Below are 1,310 nucleotides of genomic sequence, written 5' to 3' on the forward strand. Positions count from 1 at the left end.
TGCGGAGAGCTCGAAATGCTTCGGCGCTGTAGGATGTGGCTGCGGCCGATTAGGTAGACGGTGGGGTAACGGCCCACCGTGCCAGTAATCGGTACGGGTTGTGAGAGCAAGAGCCCGGAGACGGTATCTGAGACAAGATACCGGGCCCTACGGGGCGCAGCAGGCGCGAAACCTTTACACTGCACGCCAGTGCGATAGGGGGACTCCAAGTGCGAGGGCATATAGTCCTCGCTTTTTACGACCGTAAGGAGGTCGTGGAATAAGTGCTGGGCAAGACCGGTGCCAGCCGCCGCGGTAATACCGGCAGCACGAGTGATGACCGCTCTTATTGGGCCTAAAGCGTCCGTAGCTGGCCACGCAAGTCCGTCGGGAAATCTCCCTGCTCAACGGGGAGGCGTCCGGTGGAAACTGCGTGGCTTGGGACCGGAAGACCTGAGGGGTACGTCCGGGGTAGGAGTGAAATCCTGTAATCCTGGACGGACCACCGGTGGCGAAAGCGCCTCAGGAAGACGGATCCGACGGTGAGGGACGAAAGCTCGGGTCACGAACCGGATTAGATACCCGGGTAGTCCGAGCTGTAAACGATGTCTGCTAGGTGTGACACAGGCTACGAGCCTGTGTTGTGCCGTAGGGAAGCCGTGAAGCAGACCGCCTGGGAAGTACGTCCGCAAGGATGAAACTTAAAGGAATTGGCGGGGGAGCACTACAACCGGAGGAGCCTGCGGTTTAATTGGACTCAACGCCGGACATCTCACCAGCATCGACAGTAGCAATGAAGGTCAGTGTGATGAGCTTACTGGAGCTACTGAGAGGAGGTGCATGGCCGCCGTCAGCTCGTACCGTGAGGCGTCCTGTTAAGTCAGGCAACGAGCGAGACCCGCACTCTTAATTGCCAGCAACACCCTTGTGGTGGTTGGGTACATTAGGAGGACTGCCAGTGCCAAACTGGAGGAAGGAACGGGCAACGGTAGGTCAGTATGCCCCGAATGTGCTGGGCGACACGCGGGCTACAATGGCCGAGACAGTGGGATGCAACCCCGAGAGGGGGCGCTAATCTCCGAAACTCGGTCGTAGTTCGGATTGCAGGCTGAAACTCGCCTGCATGAAGCTGGATTCGGTAGTAATCGCCGTTCAGAAGACGGCGGTGAATACGTCCCTGCTCCTTGCACACACCGCCCGTCAAAGCACCCGAGTGGGGTCCGGATGAGGCCGCCTTCCGGCGGTCGAATCTGGGCTCCGCAAGGGGGCTTAAGTCGTAACAAGGTAGCCGTAGGGGAATCTGCGGCTGGATCACCTCCACTGACCGGGAC

At 59.4% G+C, this 1,310-nt stretch carries 1 rRNA gene; it reads left to right on the plus strand.

The window, feature by feature from the left end:
- Window positions 1–1,299, plus strand: a 16S ribosomal RNA gene (locus BLR35_RS20135); the annotation flags it as partial.
- Window positions 1,300–1,310 lie beyond the last annotated feature (11 nt).

The sequence above is a fragment of the Natronobacterium texcoconense genome (assembly GCF_900104065.1).
Lineage (GTDB): Archaea > Halobacteriota > Halobacteria > Halobacteriales > Natrialbaceae > Natronobacterium > Natronobacterium texcoconense.